General features: G+C 57.0%; 15 protein-coding genes. 1 reads left to right on the top strand and 14 read right to left on the bottom strand.

Going from position 1 to position 16,065, the window contains the following annotated elements; genetic code table 11:
• Positions 1-26: 26 nt before the first annotated feature.
• The 12 genes from hisJ to pdxB form a co-directional block, all read right to left on the bottom strand.
• Positions 27-809: a histidine ABC transporter substrate-binding protein HisJ gene (gene hisJ, locus IAE48_RS02585; RefSeq protein WP_200133456.1), complete on the bottom strand. Its 783-nt coding sequence runs from the start codon at positions 807-809 to the stop codon at positions 27-29.
• A 265-nt stretch (positions 810-1,074) separates the two neighbouring features.
• On the bottom strand, positions 1,075-1,857 hold the full coding sequence (argT, locus tag IAE48_RS02590; RefSeq protein ID WP_023479789.1) for a lysine/arginine/ornithine ABC transporter substrate-binding protein ArgT: 783 nt from the start codon (positions 1,855-1,857) through the stop codon (positions 1,075-1,077).
• Positions 1,858-2,125: 268 nt separating this feature from the next.
• The gene (locus IAE48_RS02595; RefSeq protein ID WP_200133371.1) at positions 2,126-2,707 is read right to left on the bottom strand and encodes a UbiX family flavin prenyltransferase; all 582 of its coding nucleotides are present in this window, start codon (positions 2,705-2,707) and stop codon (positions 2,126-2,128) included.
• A gap of 94 nt (positions 2,708-2,801) precedes the next feature.
• The gene (gene purF, locus IAE48_RS02600; RefSeq protein ID WP_023479726.1) at positions 2,802-4,319 is read right to left on the bottom strand and encodes an amidophosphoribosyltransferase; all 1,518 of its coding nucleotides are present in this window, start codon (positions 4,317-4,319) and stop codon (positions 2,802-2,804) included.
• A gap of 116 nt (positions 4,320-4,435) precedes the next feature.
• Positions 4,436-4,924: a colicin V production protein gene (cvpA, locus tag IAE48_RS02605; RefSeq protein WP_042716765.1), complete on the bottom strand. Its 489-nt coding sequence runs from the start codon at positions 4,922-4,924 to the stop codon at positions 4,436-4,438.
• A gap of 220 nt (positions 4,925-5,144) precedes the next feature.
• Complete coding sequence (gene dedD / locus IAE48_RS02610; protein WP_200133372.1) at positions 5,145-5,843, bottom strand: cell division protein DedD; 699 nt, start codon at positions 5,841-5,843, stop codon at positions 5,145-5,147.
• Complete coding sequence (gene folC, locus IAE48_RS02615; protein WP_200133373.1) at positions 5,833-7,101, bottom strand: bifunctional tetrahydrofolate synthase/dihydrofolate synthase; 1,269 nt, start codon at positions 7,099-7,101, stop codon at positions 5,833-5,835. Before folC ends, dedD begins: the two co-directional genes overlap by 11 nt.
• A gap of 192 nt (positions 7,102-7,293) precedes the next feature.
• Entirely contained in the window at positions 7,294-8,208 is a 915-nt protein-coding gene (accD, locus tag IAE48_RS02620; protein WP_023479916.1) for an acetyl-CoA carboxylase, carboxyltransferase subunit beta, read from the bottom strand.
• Positions 8,209-8,311: 103 nt separating this feature from the next.
• Entirely contained in the window at positions 8,312-8,971 is a 660-nt protein-coding gene (locus tag IAE48_RS02625; protein ID WP_200133374.1) for a DedA family protein, read from the bottom strand.
• 25 nt (positions 8,972-8,996) lie between these two features.
• Positions 8,997-9,809, bottom strand: coding sequence for a tRNA pseudouridine(38-40) synthase TruA (truA, locus tag IAE48_RS02630; RefSeq protein WP_200133375.1), 813 nt, complete (start codon positions 9,807-9,809; stop codon positions 8,997-8,999).
• On the bottom strand, positions 9,809-10,822 hold the full coding sequence (locus IAE48_RS02635) for an aspartate-semialdehyde dehydrogenase (protein ID WP_094421279.1): 1,014 nt from the start codon (positions 10,820-10,822) through the stop codon (positions 9,809-9,811). The genes truA and IAE48_RS02635 overlap by 1 nt, the downstream gene beginning before the upstream one ends.
• 56 nt (positions 10,823-10,878) lie before the next feature.
• Positions 10,879-12,015, bottom strand: coding sequence for a 4-phosphoerythronate dehydrogenase PdxB (pdxB, locus tag IAE48_RS02640; protein WP_200133376.1), 1,137 nt, complete (start codon positions 12,013-12,015; stop codon positions 10,879-10,881).
• A 113-nt stretch (positions 12,016-12,128) separates the two neighbouring features.
• Between pdxB and flk the strand changes: the two genes are divergently transcribed.
• A complete protein-coding gene (gene flk, locus IAE48_RS02645) occupies positions 12,129-13,136 on the top strand; it encodes a flagella biosynthesis regulator Flk (RefSeq protein ID WP_042718481.1) in 1,008 nt (335 codons plus the stop codon).
• Positions 13,137-13,231: 95 nt separating this feature from the next.
• On the opposite strand, the gene IAE48_RS02650 is transcribed toward flk, so the two are convergent.
• Positions 13,232-14,665: a 6-phospho-beta-glucosidase gene (locus IAE48_RS02650; protein ID WP_023479624.1), complete on the bottom strand. Its 1,434-nt coding sequence runs from the start codon at positions 14,663-14,665 to the stop codon at positions 13,232-13,234.
• A gap of 108 nt (positions 14,666-14,773) precedes the next feature.
• Complete coding sequence (locus tag IAE48_RS02655; RefSeq protein ID WP_200133377.1) at positions 14,774-15,958, bottom strand: MFS transporter; 1,185 nt, start codon at positions 15,956-15,958, stop codon at positions 14,774-14,776.
• Between the last annotated feature and the right edge of the window lie 107 nt (positions 15,959-16,065).

Genomic DNA, 16,065 nt, shown 5'->3' on the forward strand with positions numbered 1-16,065 from the left:
GGGGCGCACGTTAATGGGGGGTGGGATTAACCACCGTAAACATTAAAATCGAAATACTTCTTCGCCAGCTTGTCGTAGGTGCCGTCAGCGCGCATCTCGGCGAAGGCTTTGTTCAGCGCGTCACGCAGTTCGCTATCGCCTTTACGCACGCCCATGCCGGTGCCGACGCCAAACAGCTTCTCATCTTTAATCGACGGCCCGCCGAATTTGTAGGCTTTGCCCATCGGGGTTTTCAGGAAACCTTCGCTGGCGGCTACTTCATCCTGGAACGCGGCGTCAATTCGGCCTGCGGTCAGGTCGGCGTAGATATTGTCCTGGCCCTGATAGGAGACGATCTCAACGCCTTTCGGTGCCCAGTGCACGTTACCGTAGGTCTCCTGAGTGGTGCCCTGCAATACGCCGATGCGCTTGCCTTTCAGCTTATCCAGCTCCGGCTGAATGTCAGAATCTTTTGCCACCACCAGACGGGAATCCGCCGCGTAGAGTTTGTCGGTGAAGTCAATCTCCTGCTGGCGCTTTTCGGTGATCGACAGCGAGGACATAATCGCGTCGATTTTCTTCGCTTTTAATGAAGGGATCAGCGCGTCCAGCGGGTTTTCAACGAACACACACTGCGTATTAATGCGCTTACAGAGCTCTTTTGCCAGATCGATGTCAAAACCGACCAACTCACCCTGCGCATTTTTTGATTCAAACGGGGCATAAGTGGGATCGGTACCGATACGTAATTTTTGCGGGATTGCAGCAAATACAGTAGAGACGCTGGAAACAGCGAGCACCAGAGAAAGGGAGAGCACCAATTTTTTCATCATTATCCTCAACAGACTGTCTTTCCTAAGGGAATTCTCACAACTTAACGGTGCGTTATCGTGCCATCATCTCCCCCGGCAAGGCAAAAGATAAACGCGGCAGGATAACTTTTTTTGCAATCTGAGTGCGTAACTATGCAGCCCTGCACTATTGTGATGCAGCCACTGCACCACACTGGAACAGACACCGTTTACTGCACCATGCCGCGAAAGGCGCATGGCGCAGCGTTTTCCCTTACGGCCCGCTGGCGCAGGCCGTACAGCCTTACTCGCCGTAGACGTTAAAGTCGAAGTATTTTTTGGCAAGCTTGTCGTAGGTTCCATCTTTACGCAGCTCGGTAAAGGCTTTGTCGAACGCCGCTTTCAGCTCGGTATCATCTTTACGCAGGCCAATCCCGGTGCCGTCGCCAAAGTACTTTTTGTCTTTCACCGACGGGCCGGCAAAAGCAAACTCTTTGCCCGCTGGCTGTTTCAGGAAGCCTTCGCTGGCGGCCACTTCATCCTGGAATGCCGCATCGAGGCGACCGGCAGCCAGGTCAGAGTAGATCTGATCCTGGTTCTGATAGGCGACCACATCGATGCCTTTACTGCGCCAGTTATCATTGGCGTAGCCTTCCTGCGTTGAGCCTTGCAGCACGCCGACATGTTTACCTTTCAGCGACTCCAGCGTCGGTTTGATGGGCGAGCCTTTGGCTGCAATCAGGCGTGAATCCGCCGCGTAGAGCTTCTCGGAGAAGGCGATCTCCTGCTGGCGTTTTTCGGTAATAGAGAGCGACGAGATAATGGCGTCAATCTTCTTCGCTTTCAGCGAGGGGATCAGGGCATCGAAATCGCTGCCGACCCAGGTGCATTTCACCTGCATGCGTTTGCACATCTCATTACCAAGATCGATATCAAAGCCCACAAACTCCCCTTTCGCATCTTTCGAGGAGAAAGGTGCATAGGTGGCATCGGTGCCGATACGGACTGTCTGGGGAAGCGCTGCATAAACGCTGGCGGTGGCGGAGAGCCCCAGCAGTAAAGACAGAGCGAGGACCGTCTTCTTCATACATTACCCTCAAGTGTGCTGTTTTTTTATTGTGTCGTGTGTTGTGTTGCAGCCAGTAGCCTTGCACGTCTTATGCCACTTTCCCGAGGGCCAAATAATGCGGTGCGGGAAATGTTAATAAAACGTTGCAGATTGACCGTTGTGATGAAAGATAGCAGGTCTGCGGAACGAACCGCAGCAGTAAGCGGGGGAAAAGAGGATTAAATGTTGAGGATATGATCGCGCTTACAAAATTGCCCTAAAAAAGCGCATCCGGCGATACGTTGCACTATTTTGCAGCATCGCCACCCTGCCAGCGGGCAAAAAGATCTTCCGGCAGTTCGATATCAAACTGATCCACAACGCGGTTGACGGTCTGATCGACGATATCCATCACGCTCTGCGGACGGTGATAAAACGCCGGCACCGGGGGCATGATCACCGCACCAAGTTCTGCCGCCTGGGTCATCAGGCGTAAGTGACCAAGATGCAGCGGCGTTTCACGCACGCAGAGCACCAGCGGGCGACGCTCTTTCAGCACCACGTCTGCCGCACGGGTCAGAAGCCCGTCGGTGTAGCTGTGAACAATGCCGGAGAGGGTTTTAATGGAACAGGGAAGGATCACCATGCCTGCGGTCTTGAACGAGCCAGAGGAGATATTGGCGGCGATATCGCGGGCGTCATGCACCACGTTTGCCAGCGTCTGGACATCGCGCAGGGAGTAGTCGGTTTCAAGGGAGAGAGTTTGCCGGGCGGCCTGGCTCATCACCAGATGGGTCTCTACTTCAGCGACATCGCGCAGCACCTGTAACAGGCGAACGCCATAAATTGCGCCGCTGGCGCCGGAAATGCCCACAATCAGTCGTTTCATCTGCTTATCCACCCGCTAACATAAGCGCAAACTTTGCCTGATTATAGAGGGTGTTGCAACAAGTTGCGCCCCTCACGCGAGGGGCGCGGCGGGATTAGCCTTCGTTGTGCATCTCTAAGCTTTCAACTTCGTTCTGCAACTGTACCGCTTTGGCATCGTCATTACGCAGGGAGTCGAGGTAATCAAGGTACTGTTGATCGACATCTTTGGTGACGTAAATACCGTTAAACACCGAGCACTCAAACTGCTGAATATCCGGGTTCTCTGCGCGTACGGCATCAATCAGATCGTTGAGATCCTGGAAAATCAGCCCGTCGGCGCCGATGATCTGGCGAATTTCATCCACTTCACGACCGTGGGCAATCAGCTCATTGGCGGTCGGCATATCAATGCCGTAGACGTTCGGGAAGCGAATTTCCGGTGCTGCGGAAGCGAGGTAAACCTTCTTCGCCCCGGCTTCGCGCGCCATCTCGATAATCTGCTCCGAGGTGGTGCCACGCACGATGGAGTCATCCACCAGCAGCACGTTCTTGTCGCGGAACTCGGCGCGGTTGGCGTTCAGCTTGCGGCGCACCGATTTACGGCGCAGCTGCTGGCCCGGCATGATAAAGGTGCGGCCAACGTAGCGGTTTTTCACAAAACCCTGACGGTAAGGCTTGTCCAGAATGCGGGCGATCTCCAGCGCGATATCGCAGGAGGTTTCCGGAATCGGGATCACCACGTCAATATCGAGATCTTCCCACTCGCGGGCGATCTTCTCGCCGAGCTTCATGCCCATATTGACGCGGGCGCTGTAGACGGAGATTTTGTCGATAAAGGAGTCCGGGCGCGCAAAGTAGACGTACTCGAACAGGCACGGGTTGCTGACCGGGTTTTCCGCGCACTGACGGCTGTAAAGCTGCCCTTTCTCGGTGATATAAACCGCTTCACCCGGTGCGACATCACGCAGGAACTCAAAGCCCAGCGTATCGAGCGCTACGCTCTCCGAGGCCACCATATATTCGGTGCGACCATCGCCCAGTTCGCGCTTGCCCAGCACCAGCGGGCGAATGCCGTTCGGGTCGCGGAAGGCGACCATACCGTGACCAATAATCATCGCCACGCAGGCGTAGGCACCGCGGATCTGGCGGTTGGTCGCGGCAATCGCGGCGAAAACGTTATCCGCTTCAAGTGGGTAATGACGGAAGTTATCCAGCTCGCTGGCGAAAATATTGAGCAGGATTTCAGAATCTGAGGTGGTGTTAATGTGGCGACGCTTCTCTTCGAACAGCTTTTTACGCAGTTCGTGCGCGTTGGTCAGGTTGCCGTTGTGCGCAAGCGTAATGCCGTACGGGGAGTTAACGTAGAAGGGTTGCGCTTCTGAAGCGCTGGAGCTGCCCGCGGTAGGGTAACGCACGTGGCCAATCCCCATATTGCCCTGCAGGCGCTGCATATGGCGGGCTTCGAATACATCATTCACCATGCCATTCGCTTTACGCAGACGGAAACAGTTATTGGCATCAATGGTGATGATGCCCGCTGCATCCTGCCCACGGTGCTGCAGCACCGACAACGCGTCATAAATCGACTGGTTTACCGGCATGAAACCGGCGATACCGACAATACCGCACATACGTCTTTTCCTCGTTAAGAGCTTGGTTTACCAGGCGTAATCGTCAAAGACCGCTTGAACAGCGACAGCGCGCGAAAACCGCCTGTTAAACCAAACTCTAAGCCACATCTCAGGGCTTAAGCCCTGGGCAAGAAACTCGACGAGCTTTGCAGATAGTCAAAGAACCACCTGATGATGAAGCTGAATTGCGGGATAAGCTGCGACTTTTGCCAGTCTTCGCTTTTCGACAGGCCTGTAAAGGTATCCAGAAAGAACAGAATGGCGGCGACGATCAGTACGCCACGAAGCGCACCAAAGCAGATCCCCAACACCCTGTCTGTACCCGACAGGCCGGTTTTCTCCACCAGCGTACCGATAACGTAGTTAACGATAGCGCCCACAATCAACGTCGCGATAAACAGCACCGCGATGGCAATTCCATTACGTACCAGTTCCTCTTCAAAGCCCGTGAACCAGACTGACAGGTAAGTGTAGTAATGGCTGGCGACAAAGAAAGCACAACCCCATGTCACCAGCGATAACGCTTCACGAACAAAGCCGCGGATCAGGCTTACCAGACAGGAAAAACCAATCACCGCGATGATGGCGTAATCAATCCAGACCATATGTGTCCCACGATTTTACGCCCTGTCATCCAGTTCGGGGCGCATTCTAACAGAAAAAGAAAACGTTTGCGTAGGGATTTCCTTCCCGCGCGGAAATAAAAATGGCGCTGAAAAAATATTCAACGCCAGCAGAACATTGGCCCTAATGACCGCACATTTATCTGGCTTCCCTGCCCCGTTTTACGGGCCGTTGCCAGCAAAATAGCGCAGGGTTGCGCGGTTAATTGGCGCTGTAGTTCATCACCACGCCATTGAGTCCTGACAGCTGGTTCAGCTCACTAAGCGACGCTTTGAGTTTATCGCGCGAAGCATCAGGGCCGACCAGAATGCGGGTGATTTTACCCTGAACCGGCGTCGTCGGCGATGTGTAAGCGCGATAGCCCGCCGCGCGCAGTTTACTCACCACTTCATTCACTTTATCGGCGTTTTTCAGCGCGCCCAGCTGAACCACATAGGCTTTGCCGGTCGGAGCAGGTTTCTCCTCCTGCGCTTTAGCCGGTGCCGCGTTCGCCGCCGTCTGCTGCTCGCGCGCAGGCTGCGGTTGTGACTGCTGCTGCGGCTGCGGTTTAGGCTGCGGCTTTTCAACGGGTTTTGGCTTTGGCGTCACCGGCGTGGTGGTCACTTCCGGATCGGGATTGCTGTTTGCCGCAAACCTTGAGGCATCAAGGGACGGTGCGGCGGCATCACCAGCACGCACCTCTTCCGCTGCGCCTTCCGGCGGCTGCGCGGGCAGCGCCTGGGTTGCGGCCGGCATCATATCCGGCTCGTCCCGATCGCCCGGCTTCGGCACCAGCGGGATCGCCGCGAACTCATCCTGATAATGCTTTTTCTGCCCGTCGAGCAGCCCGGGCAGAATAATCACCCCAAGCGCGACCAGTATAACGGTGCCCATTAAACGGTTCTGAAACTTACTTGCCACCGGTTCTCCCCGCTTCCATCGCTTCCATGACATGCGCCACGGTGTGGAACGAGCCACACACCAGCACGGTATCGCAGGCGTCAGCTTCCGCCATTGCCGCCTGCCAAGCCTGGGTCACGTCCGGGAATGCTTGCCCCGACGTCAGGTGCGCCAGCAGCTGCTCCGCCGTCGCGCCGCGCGGCCCCTCCAGAGGGGCACAATACCAGCTATCGACCACCGGCTCCAGACAGGCAAGCGTTCCGCTAATGTCTTTATCATGCAGCATGCCAACCACCGCCAGCACGCGGCCGCTTTTCGGCAGCGCCGCCAGCCGCCCGGCAAGATAGCCTGCGGCATGAGGATTATGCGCGACATCGAGGATCAGACGTGGTGATTCGCTCACAATCTGAAAACGACCGGGTAAAATCGCCCGTTCTATGCCATCGCGGATCGCCTGCTCGCTTACTGCCAGTTTACTGGCGCGCAGCGCGGCCAGCGCGGTAGCCGCGTTCGGCTGCGGCACCTGCGGCAGCGGCAGATCGCTCAGCTCGCCCTGCGCATCGCGAAAACGCCAGCTCTGTGCGCCAACCTCGTAGTGCCACGCCACATCGCGCTGTAACAGCTGCGCGCCCTTCTCCTGCGCCACCTCCGCGATGGTGTGCGGCATATCCGGCTCGCCGACTACGGCAGGCTTACCTGCGCGGAAGATGCCCGCTTTTTCACGACCGATGCTTTCGCGATCCGGCCCGAGCCAGTCGGTATGATCGAGCGCAATGCTGGTGACCACCGCGACATCGGCATCGACCATATTGGTGGCGTCAAGCCGTCCACCGAGGCCCACTTCGAGGATCACCACGTCCAGCTGTGCCTGCTTAAACAGCCACAGCGCTGACAGGGTGCCAAATTCAAAATAGCTTAAAGAGATATCACCGCGCACGGCTTCGATCTCCGCGAAGGAAGCGGTATGTGCGCTTTCTGCCAGCTCCCCGCCCTGCACGCGTACGCGTTCGGTGTAGCGCACCAGATGCGGCGAGCTATAAACGCCGACGCGATAACCGGCCGCCAGCAGGATCGACTCCAGCGTGCGGCAGGTGGTGCCTTTGCCGTTGGTTCCGGCGACGGTGAAGACAAAAGGTGCGGGACGCAGCACATCAAGCCGCGCCGCCACCTGGCTTACGCGATCGAGCCCTAAATCGATAGGTTTACTGTGCAGCTGTTCCAGATAAGAGAGCCATGCGGCCAGGGGCGACGTGGCTTGCGGAGTAGAGAGAGTGTCCATGATGCCCGTTGATAGTGTGCGGTTTGAAAAGCAAAAGGGCAGTGCCTTTTGGCCCTGCCCTCATGAGTATACACATGCTCGTTTTCGCTGCTGGCGCGTGGTCACATAGCCATCCCGCTTTCCTGTGTGGAGAAAGAGCGAGCTAAGCAAGGCGCATCAACGCACCCGCAGCAGAAAGCGTGACGTGTATTATCAGGCTTCGCCTTCCTGATCCGGCTCTGGCGTCACCACCGTGCCAATATGCGTATCGTCCGCATCCGGCGCCGGCAGATTCATCATCTTCGCCAGAATACGCGCCAGCTTAAAGCGCAGCTCCGGGCGGCGAATAATCATGTCGATAGCGCCTTTTTCGATCAGGAACTCACTGCGCTGGAAACCGGCAGGCAGTTTCTCGCGCACGGTCTGCTCGATAACGCGCGGGCCGGCAAAACCGATCAGCGCTTTCGGCTCAGCGATGTTGAGATCGCCCAGCATCGCGAAGCTGGCAGAGACGCCGCCCATGGTCGGGTCGGTCAGCACGGAGATGTACGGCAGACCGCGCTCCTGCATTTTCGCCAGCGCCGCAGAGGTTTTCGCCATCTGCATCAGCGACATCAGCGCTTCCTGCATACGCGCACCGCCGGAAGCGGAGAAGCAGATCATTGGGCAGTTATCTTCCAGCGCCTGCTCAACCGCACGCACAAAGCGCGCGCCAACTACGGAACCCATAGAACCGCCCATGAACGCGAACTCAAAGGCCGCTGCGACAACCGGCATGCCATGCAGCGTGCCCTTCATCACGACCAGCGCGTCTTTCTCGCCGGTCTCTTTCTGAGCTGTCGCCAGACGGTCTTTATACTTCTTCGAGTCGCGGAACTTCAGCACATCTTTCGGCTCAAGTTCGCTGCCCAGTTCAACCAGCGATCCTTCATCCAGCAGGCTATGCAGGCGATTACGCGCTGACATCCGCATGTGGTGATCACATTTCGGGCAGACTTCAAGGTTACGCTCCAGTTCGGCGCGGTAAAGCACCTGACCACAGCTATCGCATTTTGTCCACACGCCCTCAGGGATGCTCGCCTTACGGGTGGGGGTGATGTTGCTTTTAATTCTTTCAATCCAGCTCATTGATAACCTTTCTACATGAACCTGGTAGCCCTTGACTGGGGCACATTAAAACATAACGGTTCGCAACTTGGGATAAAAAAGTGGTCGAACCGCCAACAGGTGATTATTTTGTCTGCCGGGACGCGGCGCGGCGATGGCGGATAATCTCAAAGACCCCGGGAAGTATAGACACTACGATAATTCCGACAATCATCAGCTTGAGATTGTCCTGAATCATCGGGATGGTGCCAAAGAAGTATCCGGCGTAGGTGAAAAGTAACACCCACAGCAGCGCGCCCACGACATTATAGAGAGCAAAGTGGCGATAGGACATATGCCCCATGCCAGCGACGAAAGGTGCAAAAGTACGCACTATCGGCACAAAACGCGCAAGGATAATCGTTTTCCCGCCATGTTTCTCATAAAACTGATGCGTTTTATCAAGATGGCTGCGACGGAAAATCTTTGAGTTGGGGTTACTGAATAACCGCTCACCGAACAGCCGCCCGATGGTGTAGTTCACCGCATCGCCTGCAATAGCGGCCACCAGCATCAGCAGCACCATCATATGCACATTGAGATCGTTGGTCTCAAGCGACGCCAGCGCGCCCGCGACAAACAGCAGCGAGTCGCCCGGCAGGAACGGCGTGACCACCAGACCCGTTTCGCAAAAGAGAATAATAAACAGGATCGCATAGACCCAGACGCCATACTGCGCCACCAGCTCAGCGAGGTGAACGTCAATATGAAGAATGAAGTCAATCAGGAAGCGTATTAAGTCCATCTACTTATGCCTTATTAATGTGCGACTAGTCCGCCAGGAACAGCGGGCCCATTGGCGCAGCGGGCAGCGCAAAGTGGGATGGATAATCCACCGACACCAGATAGAGCCCTTCCGCTTTCGCCGTTGCTGCTGCAAGCGTTCTGTCCTTTGCCGCCAGCAGCTCTGCTATCCAGCTCTCCGGCTGGTTGTGGGCGCCTACTTCCATCAGGCTGCCGACAATATTCCTGACCATATGATGTACAAAGGCATTGGCTTTGATATCGACCACAATATAGGCGCCGTAGCGGCTGACGTTGATATGCATCAGATTGCGCCAGGGCGTACGCGACTGGCACTGCACGGCGCGAAACGAGGTAAAGTCGTTTTCGCCAATCAGGCACTGCGCCGCGCGGTGCATGCGTTCGGCATCCAGCGGCTGATGATAGTGCGTGACACCGTGACCGAGCACCGCCGGACGCAAGCGATGATTGTAGATGACGTAGCGGTAACGGCGCGCCGTCGCGCTAAAACGCGCATGAAAATCATCGGGCACATTTTTTACCCAACGCACCGCGATGTCTTTAGGCAAATTCGCATTTACGCCCAGCGTCCAGGCGGCGTCTTTGCGCAGCGCAGTCGTCTCAAAATGGACCACCTGCCCTGTTGCATGCACGCCGGCATCGGTGCGCCCGGCGCAAAAGACCGAGATCGGCTCATTGGCGACCTGCGAGAGCGCCTTTTCCAGCTTCTCCTGCACGCTGCGCACTTCCTGCTGACGCTGCCAGCCATAGTAGTGGCTGCCGTCATACTCAATTCCCAGCGCGATTTTGTAGCGCGGCGCGGTGGTTTCTTCCTGCATCAGTACAGATACTCCTGCACCAGTTTCTCCGCGGTTTTCACTGCCATCAGCGCGCCGCCAAAGCGGACGTTATCGGCCACCGACCAGAACTGGATCTGCTCCGGCATGCCGTAGTCGTTGCGGATGCAGCCGACGGAGAGATGCGCCTGACCGGAAGCATCCGCCACCTGGGTCGGAAACGCATTCGCTTCAGAAAGCGCAATATCCTCAAAGCGGGCAAATGCATCACGCGCCTCTTCCGCTGCCAGCGGGCGTAACGCTTCGAAATTCACCATCTGCGCGTGACCGTAGAAGACCGGCGACTGCACGCAGTTAGCGGAGATCATCAGCCCCTCGTCCTGCAGGATTTTACGCATCTGATCGATGATGACGCGCTCTTCGCGCACGCTGCCTTCACTGTCCGGCAGCAGCGGCAGCATATTGAATGCCAGCTGGCGACCGAAGAAGTCATCATCATCAATGGGAATACCGTTCAGCAATTTGGCGCTCTGCCCTGCCAGCGCATCCACCGCCTGTTTACCGCTGCGGGAAACAGAGAGCAGGCTGGTTACGGCAATACGCGACAGGCCGCCTTCGTCAATCAGCGGCTTGAGGCCTGCCAGCAGCTGGCTGGTGAGACTGTCCGGAATAGCGATAACGTTGCGGTTGCGGTAGTCCGCCAGCACGAACGGGTTGACGTCCGGCATCACCAGCGGCACGTCCGGCTCAAGGGCAAACAGACCGCTGGTATCGATCACCAGACAACCGGCGTTGGTTGCTTCTTCAATATAGGTGGCAGTGGCTTGCGCACCAGCGACAAAGAACGCCAGTTGCGCCTGCGTCCAGTCGAATTCGGCAGCATCTTCTACGCGTACGGTTTTACCGGCATAACGCAGGTTTTCTCCGGCGCTTTCGCTCCTTGCCAGCGCATAGAGTTCGCCAACCGGGAACTGGCGCTCCGCCAGCGTTTCGAGCAAGGCTTCTCCGACCGCGCCGGTGGCGCCGAGAACGGCAATATTCCAGCCTTCAGACATGGTGATTCACTCCAGAAAAAAGCGTCCCCGTCGGCGACGGGGAGCATAAAGATGAATTAACGTACCGGGTGATAAACGGCGTCGAAGCCCAGTTTTTGCAGCAGCGCCGAGGCGTCCGCGTCGTCGCACTCAACGGTGAGTGACGACCATTCACGGCGCTCAAGATAGTGCTTACGCAACTTATCGAACTCACCCGGTGTGCCCGCCGCTTTTCGCAGCAGGGCATCGTCGCGGCGCACATCATACACCAAATGCACCAACCTTTTTAACATTGCCTGCCCGACCAGACCATGAAGGGAGATGCGACTGCACTCCGGCGCAGGAAGCAGCGTATTCAGCGCTACCTGCTGCGGCTGGCCGAGGAATTCACTATAGGCTTCAAACACCTGCGTGGTGCCGCGCGCTTTCCCTTCCAGCGTGTAGCCCGCGATATGCGCCGTGCCGATATCGACCTTCGCCAGCAGCTCAACGTTGAGATCCGGCTCCGGCTCCCAGACATCCAGCACGACGCTAAGATCCTGCCCGGCCTGCAGGTGCTGCAGCAGTGCGGCGTTATCCACCACCGGCCCGCGACAGGCGTTAATCAGAATAGTGCCAGGTTTCAGGCGGCTAAGCAGCGCGTCATCAACCAGATGCAGGGTTTTATAAGGCCCCTCTTTAAACAGGGGGGTATGGAAGGTGAGGATATCCGCTTCACTTACCAGTTCATCCAGCGAGCGGAAGTCGCCCGCATCACCGCGATCGGCGCGCGGCGGATCGCACAACAGCGTGCGGATGCCCAGTGCTTCCAGCCGCGCCTGTAAGCGGCCGCCGACGTTACCGACACCGATGATGCCCACGGTGCGATCGGTGAGTGCAAAACCATCGCGCTCTGCCAGCATCAGTAATGCGGAAAAAACATACTCCACCACGGCGATAGCGTTACACCCTGGTGCTGCGGAGAATGCGATGCCCGCCTGTTTCAGAAAAGCCTCATCAACATGATCGGTCCCCGCCGTGGCGGTACCGACAAATTTGATCCCGGTCCCTTGCAGTAAATCGTTATTCACCCTGGTGACGGACCGCACCATTAATGCTTCTGCATCAGCCAGTTCCGCCAGCGGAATTGGGCGTCCGGGCACGGCCTTAACCTCGCCCAGTCGGCTAAAAAGATCGCGGGCGTAAGGCATATTTTCATCAACAAGGATTTTCACACTACAGTACCTGTTTGAGAGCGGGAGTTGAGCGCGCAAGTGTGCCATAATCTCGCCGCCAGGCATACCCGCAATGCCGGCCACCGCCATGCGAGAGTAAGAGGAAACCCATGATTCAACCCATTCCGGGCGCACCCGCGCGTCCTCCCGGGCAAGAGCCACCGCAAGCCGCTAACCCAGTCGGCGAGCAGCCATTATCCACCCAGCAGCGTACGGTGCTGGAGCGGCTGGTGACGCGTTTGATCGCCCTGACCCAACAGCAGAGCGCTGAGGTCTGGGCAGGCGTAAAGCATGACCTGGGGCTGAAAAACGATGCGCCCCTGCTCTCGCGCCACTTCCCTGCGGCTGAGCAGAATCTGACTCAGCGTATGGAAACGGCAACGCAGAACCACACCACGCGCCAGATGGTGACCCAGTTGACCGAGCTGCTCGGCAAGGGGAACAATCGCCAGGCGGTGAGCGATTTTATTCGTCAGGAGTTTGGCCAGACGGCGCTCAGCCAGCTTACGCCGCAGCAGCTAAAGACGGTGCTGACGATGTTGCAGAACAACCAGATTGCGATCCCGCAGCCGCAGCAGCGCCCGGCAACCGAGCGTCCACTGGTGGCGGCGGAGCACAACTCGCTCAACCAGGCGGTGACGAAACTGGCGGCGGCAACCGGCGAGTCGAGCAAGCTTATCTGGCAATCGATGCTGGAGCTCTCCGGCGTGAAGAGCGGCGAGCTGATCCCGGCGAAACATTTTACGCCGCTGATGACCTGGCTGCAGGCGCGCCAGACGCTGGCGACGCATACGGCACCGACTCTGCAAACGGTGCAGGCCACGCTGAAACAGCCGCTGGACAGCGCCGAGTGGCGCGGCATCAGCGACTATGCGCAGCAGACATTCCAGGTGACGCCGCAGACGGTGCTGACCAATGCCCAGGTGCAGGATATTCTCAACCAGGTCTTTTTACGACGCACCGAGCGCGCGTCGGGAATGATCGAAGTGCGTGACGTGCAGCCGATTTACAGCCCCTTCGTCGCGCCGATAGTCGATACGGTAAAGGCGATGTCGATGCGTCCGGGCCTCTTTTTTATTGCCCTGCTGGTGGTGATGTTTGTACTGTGGCTGGTGATCTAGCTTTCTGTAAGCCTGTAAAAAAACCGCAGGCCTGATAAGTGAAGCGCCATCAGACAAAGACCTGATGGCGCTTTAGTGACCTACGGATCATCCTCTTACTTGATGTTATCGCCGTTCTGTTTGATTACATCCTGGTACCACCAGAAGGATTTCTTACGGCTGCGCGCCAGCGTGCCGTTGCCTTCGTTGTCCTTATCGACGTAGATAAAGCCGTAGCGTTTTTTCATCTCGCCGGTGCCGGCAGAAACCAGATCGATACAGCCCCACGGCGTATACCCCATCAAATCGACCCCATCTTCCACCACCGCTTTTTTCATTTCGCGAATGTGGTTGTGCAGGTACTCAATGCGGTACTGGTCATCGACCACGCCGTCGCTACCCAACTGATCGATAGCCCCAAAGCCGTTTTCAACAATAAACAGCGGCAGCTGGTAGTGGTCGTAGAAGTAGTTCAGCGAGTAGCGCAGGCCAACCGGGTCAATCTGCCAGCCCCAGTCCGATGCCTTGACGTACGGGTTTTTCACCAGGCTTTTGGTTTCGTCGTAATCAAGCTGCGGGTTATCTTCCGTCGCTTTGGTGGCAAAAGACATGTAGTAGCTAAAGCCGATGTAGTCGACGCAACCGCGGGTCAGGATCTGCAAGTCTTCGTCGGTAATATCAAGCTTGAAATCCCGGCGGGCAAAGTAGTTGAGCAGGTGCTGCGGGTAGTAACCGCGCACGTGAACATCGGTGAACCAGTAGCGGCGATGCATCGCCACCACTGACATCATCATGTCGTTTGGATCGCAGGTGAGCGGGTAGATCGGGCACATGGCGATCATGCAACCAATCTTGAAATCGGGGTTAATTTTATGACCCGCTTCCACCGCCAGCGCGCTGGCTACCAGCTCATAGTGCGCGGCCTGGTACATGATCACTTCACGATCTTCGCCCGGCTGGTACTTCACGCCGGAGTTGGTAAACGGCGCGAAGTCTTCGTTGTAGTTGGCCTGGTTGTTGATTTCGTTGAAGGTCATCCAGTATTTGACCTTGCTGCGATAGCGGGTGAAGACGGCGTTGGCAAAACGCACAAAGAAGGTGATCACTTCACGGTTGCGCCAGCCGCCATACTTTTTGACGAGGTGATAAGGCATTTCGAAATGGGAGAGCGTGATTACCGGCTCAATGTTGTACTTCAGGCACTCGTCGAACAGATCGTCGTAGAACTGCAAACCGGCTTCGTTTGGCTCCAGCTCATCCCCATTGGGGAAGATACGCGTCCAGGCGATCGAGGTGCGAAAACATTTGAAGCCCATCTCGGCAAAGAGTTTGATGTCCTCTTTGTAGCGGTGATAGAAGTCGATAGCATCGTGGTTGGGGTAGTTTTTCCCCGGCAACACGCCATCGGTGATCTCACGCGGTACGCCATGCGCGCCTGCAGTCATCACATCCGCCACGCTGACGCCTTTACCGCCCTCCTGCCAGCCGCCTTCCAGTTGATGCGCAGCAACCGCCCCGCCCCACAGAAAATCCGCTTTAAAACCGGACATATCACTCTCCTTTCGCTCATCAGTGCGAAAAGCATAAACGCGACCGCGCAGAGATGACATCGCCGCGGTCGCGTTTTGTGAAACCGGTTGCAAAGAGAGTATTTGCTGCTATTTATTGCGCGGTCGAAACGCGATCAGCGTTACGAGAATACCGATCGCCGCTGAAATCGCCCCTGCAAGAAAGACGGAGGCGTAACCGAGCGAGGTGGCCAGAAAGCCGGTCAGCGGGCCACTGGCGGCATAGGCAATATCCTGAAACGCCGCATAGCCGCCCAGTGCCGTCCCGCGAACCTGCGGCGGTACGCGTTTCACCACTTCCACTCCTAACGCCGGGAAGATTAGCGAGCAGCCACAGCCGGTTAACGCCGCGCCGAACAGCGCCATCCACGCCCCGCTGGCCTGCCACAGCAATACCAGCCCGGCGATCTCCACCAGCAGAGAAACGAGCGCCACCCGCACACCGCCAAAACGGTCCGGCGTCCAGCCAAACAGGATGCGCATCAAAACGAATGCGCCGCCAAACGCGGTGAGCGTAAAGCCTGCCATTGACCAGCCTTCGCTGGCGAAATAGAGGGAAATAAAGGTGCCAATCACTGCAAAGCCAACGCCCTGTAGCGCCAGCCCTAAACCCGGTTGCCAGATAAGGCCAACCACGCTCCAGAGCGACGGGCGTTCTCCGGCATGGGCCGGAACTTTACGCACGCCACCGTTAAACAGGCAGGCGAACAGCGGTAAGAGAAGGGAGATCGCCCCCAGCGCTGTGAAGCCAAAATGGCTATTGATCAGCAGCCCGAGCGGTGCGCCGGCGGCCAGCGCGCCATAAATTGCCATACCGACCCATGACATCACTTTGCCAGAACGCGACGGGCCAACAAGGCCAACACCCCAGGTGAGCGTGCCTGTCAACAACTGGCTTTCACCAAAGCCGAGGATCAATCGCCCGACGATCAACAGCGCGAACCTGGCCCATACATCAACAGGCAAGAGTGCTGCCAGCAACAAGGCAACACCCGCCAGCGAGCAGGCAAACAGGCCCTGTAGCGCCGAGCGTTTTGCGCCATATTGATCGGCCAGCCGACCAGCGTAGCTACGGGTTAAAACCGTGGCGAGAAACTGTGCGCCGACAGCAATACCGACCATGGTGTTGCCAAATCCCAGCTCATGGTGAACAAACAGTGGAATGACCGGCAGTGACAGGCCAACCGTCATATAGGTCAGGAATACCGCAAAGGCGATGCGAAACAGCGAGTGCGTGTCTGAAGGGGAATGAACAGCGTCTGCTTGAACGGACATGCATTACTCCATAGGCCAGAGCAAGGCGGGCAACGATTTTGACCACGCCCCCTCCGCCTGACAGTCAGGATTAGGGTGCGTTGGTTGACGTTAAACGCTTACGCATT

The sequence above is a fragment of the Kosakonia sp. S57 genome (assembly GCF_016516575.1).
In the GTDB taxonomy this organism is placed as follows: domain Bacteria; phylum Pseudomonadota; class Gammaproteobacteria; order Enterobacterales; family Enterobacteriaceae; genus Kosakonia; species Kosakonia cowanii.